This window comes from Massilia sp. CT11-108 (assembly GCF_047302915.1).
In the GTDB taxonomy this organism is placed as follows: domain Bacteria; phylum Pseudomonadota; class Gammaproteobacteria; order Burkholderiales; family Burkholderiaceae_D; genus Telluria; species Telluria orientalis.
Map to the genome: position 1 here is coordinate 1 of NZ_JBKYMO010000537.1, position 3,532 is coordinate 3,532.

Below are 3,532 nucleotides of genomic sequence, written 5' to 3' on the forward strand. Positions count from 1 at the left end.
ACGCCCTGCCCCGCCGCGCGCAGGCGCGCCCGCACGACGTCCGCCGCTTCCCGCATGGCCTGCGGATAGCACGCGGCCTGCACGGCGAGCACGGCGTCCAGGTCCGGCTCCGCCATCGGGACCATCCGCATCAGGCGGTCCCCAGCGCCCGCGCGACGATCGCCGCGGCGTCGGCGACGACCTTGCTGTCGGTTTTCGAGCCCGTGTAGTAGACGGCCACGATCACGGGCTGGCCCTGCGGCGGGAACACGATGCCGACGTCATTGGTCGTGCCGTAGGCGCCCGTGCCCGTCTTGTCGGCCACGCGGCAATCGGCAGGGAAGCCGGCCTGGATGCGCTCCTTGCCCGTCGTGTTGGCGAGCATCCAGTCGAGCAGGCGGCGCCTGGCGTCCGGTGCGAGCGCCTCTTCGAGCAGCAGCGCTTCCAGGCTCTGCGCCATCGCGCGCGGCGTCGTCGTATCGCGCGGGTCGCCGGGGATCGCGGCATTCAGTTCGGTCTCGCGGCGGTCGAGGCGAAACGCGGTGTCGCCGAGGCGGCGTGCGAACGCGGTGACGGCAGCCGGGCCGCCGATCCGGTCGAGCAGGAAGTTGCATGCGCTGTTGTCGCTCACCTTCAGCGCGGCGGCGCACAGGCCGGCGATCGTCATGCCGTCGTCGACGTGTTGTTCCGTCACGGGGGACCACGACACCAGGTCCGTCTTCCTGTAGCGCAGTCGCTCGTCGAGCAGGCCCGGCGTGCGCGACGCCTGCGTCAGCACGGCCGTGGTGATCGTCGGCGGGACCGGCCAGCCCGATCGCGGGCAGGATCAGCGCGGCGCGCAGGACGGTGCGGCGTGTCGTGTCGGTCATGGGTTCTCCTGATGGTTGACGCGGCCGTCATTATGCCGCAAGACGTACCGGTTGCCGGTTCGGAAAGTTTCGCGATATGGTTCAGGTTTGCAGGCACACGACTGGAGACGACATGCACAAGGCCATCCTGTTCCTCGCCATCGCCGCGTTCTGCGCGGGTTCGCCCGCCCACGCGGCCAACCGCACGGACAACGTCGACGTCTTCATCGGCACCGGCGGCGACGGCCACACGTTCCCGGGTGCGACCCGCCCGTTCGGCATGGTGCAGCTCAGTCCCGACACGCAGGTGCGCCACTTCCGCCAGGGCTATCCGTGGGCCGCCGGCTACCGCTACGAGGACGATTCGATCCTCGGCTTCTCGCACACGCATTTTTCCGGCGCCGGCCACTCGGACCTGGGCGACGTGCTGCTGATGCCGACCGCCGGCGAGGTGAAACTGGAACCGGGGTATCCCGAGCGCCCGTTCAGCGGCTACCGCTCGCGCTTCTCGCACAAGGACGAGCGCGCGGAGCCGGGCTATTACGCGGTGAAACTGCTGGACAACGACGTCGACGTGGAGCTGACCGCGAGCGAGCGCGTGGGCCTGCACCGCTACCGCTTCAGGCCGGGCGCCGAGGCCAACGTGATCCTCGACCTGCGGTCCAGCATCTACGACTGGTCCGGCAAGAATCTCTGGTCGCGCGTACGCCTGCGCGGCAACGACACGGTCACGGGCATGCGCGAGACGCGCGGCTGGGCGCCCGGCCGCCAGCTGTATTTCGCGATCCGCTTCTCGCGGCCCATCGTCACGCACCAGTTGATGAACCGCGAGGAAGGCGTCGAATACAGGGGCTTCGCGGCGCCCGGCAAGACGCCGGCCGACCAGGTCCTCGTCGAAGGCAAGGCATTGGAAGGCACGTTCGGCTTCGGCACGCCCGCCGACGGCACGGTGCTCGTGAAAGTGGCCGTGTCGGGCGTCAGCGAGGACGGCGCGCTCGCCAACCTCGCGGAGATGCCGGGATGGGACTTCGATGGCGAGCGCCGGCGCGCGCACGACGCGTGGGAAGCCGCCCTGGGCGCCGTCGACATCGACGCGCCGCAGCCGATGAAGCGCATGGCCTACACGAGCCTGTACCACGCGCTCCTGGCCCCCAGCCTGTTCATGGACGCGGATGGCAAATACCGCGGTCCGGACAACCAGGTGCACCAGGCGCAGGGCTTCCGCTTCCACTCCACCTTCTCCCTGTGGGACACGTACCGCGCCCTGCATCCGCTGCTGACGCTGATCCAGCCGGAGCGGCGCAACGTCGACTTCGTGCGCTCGCTGGTCGAATCGCAGAAAGCCAGCCCGTACGGCATCCTGCCCGTGTGGCAGTTCGCCGGCCTGGAGACCTGGTGCATGATCGGCTACCACGCCGTGCCCGTCATCGCCGACGCGTACATGAAGGGCCTGAAGGGTTTCGACGCCGACGAGGCGCTGCGCGCGATGACGGCCAGCGCGGAGTATGGCCCGTACGGCGGCCTGCAGCACTACATGAAGCTGGGCTACGTGCCGATCGACCTCGAACCGGAAGCGGCGTCGAAGACGGTCGAATATGCGTTCGACGACTGGACCATCGCGCGCATGGCCGACAGGATGGGCCGGCGCGACGTGGCCGCCCGCTATTACAAGCGCGCGCAGAACTGGCGCAACGTGTTCGACCCCAGGACCGGCTTCGTGCGGGCCAAGAAGTCGGATGGGAAGTTTCGCGAGCCGTTCGACCCCGTGCGCTCGAACTTCGGCAGCGATTACACGGAAGGCAGCGCGTGGCAGTATTCCTGGTATATGCCGCACGATAACGCGGGGCTCGTGAAGATGCTCGGCGGCGACGCGGGGCTGATCGACAAGATCGACCAGGTGTTCGACGCGAAGATCGACCCGACCGTGTACGCGCACATGGAAGACATCTCCGGCCTGATCGGCCACTACGCGCACGGCAACGAGCCGTCGCACCACGTGGCGTACCTGTACAACTACGCGGGCGCGCCGTGGAAGACGCAGGCGCGCCTCGCGCAGATCGTGAAGAGCCAGTACAAGGACACGCCGGACGGCCTCGCGGGCAACGACGACCTGGGCCAGATGTCAGCCTGGTTCGCGTTCACGGCGCTGGGCTTTTATCCCGTCGCGCCGGGCAGCAACGAGTACGTGATCGGGCGGCCGTTCGTCGAGCGCGCGGCGTTAAACCTGCCGAACGGGAAGCGCTTCACGATCCGGACGGAGGGACTCTCGGACGCGAACCCCTACGTGGCCAGCGTGACGTTGAACGGCAAGCCGCTCGCGCGCAGCGTGCTGCGCCACGAGGACATCGTGGCGGGCGGGGAACTCGTGTTCCGGATGCAGGCCACGCCGAACAGGGACTGGGGCATGGCGCCGGCCGCGCGCCCTTACACCCAGACCGCGTATTAACGGCGGCGCATGCTGGCGACGGCGACGCCGGCCAGGATGACGGCGAAACCGGCCGCGTGATACAGGTGCGGCGGCTCCTTCAGTAGCGGCCACGCGGCCAGCGTCGCGAACAGCGGGATCAGGTACACGGTCAGGCTCGCGCGCGCCGGACCGGCCGCGCCCACGAGGCGGTCGAAGAAGAAGTACGCGCCGAGGCTCGGCACGACGGCGAGGAAGGCGAGCGCCGCGTACAGCCGGCCGTCGGCGAAGTCGGCGACGG

3 protein-coding genes are annotated in these 3,532 nt (G+C 69.1%); 1 reads left to right on the forward strand and 2 read right to left on the reverse strand.

All coding sequences use genetic code 11. From position 1 onward, the window contains the following. Window positions 1-130: 130 nt before the first annotated feature. A complete protein-coding gene (gene bla, locus ACEN88_RS26900) occupies window positions 131-757 on the reverse strand; it encodes a class A beta-lactamase (protein ID WP_413344594.1) in 627 nt (208 codons plus the stop codon). Window positions 758-960: 203 nt separating this feature from the next. Between bla and ACEN88_RS26905 the strand changes: the two genes are divergently transcribed. Beyond that, complete coding sequence (locus ACEN88_RS26905; RefSeq protein WP_413344596.1) at window positions 961-3,273, forward strand: GH92 family glycosyl hydrolase; 2,313 nt, start codon at window positions 961-963, stop codon at window positions 3,271-3,273. Here ACEN88_RS26905 and ACEN88_RS26910 read toward each other — a convergent pair. Continuing rightward, the coding region (locus tag ACEN88_RS26910) for an EamA family transporter (RefSeq protein WP_413344597.1) at window positions 3,270-3,532 on the reverse strand (263 nt) is incomplete at its 5' end. The two genes, ACEN88_RS26905 and ACEN88_RS26910, sit on opposite strands and share 4 nt — an antisense overlap.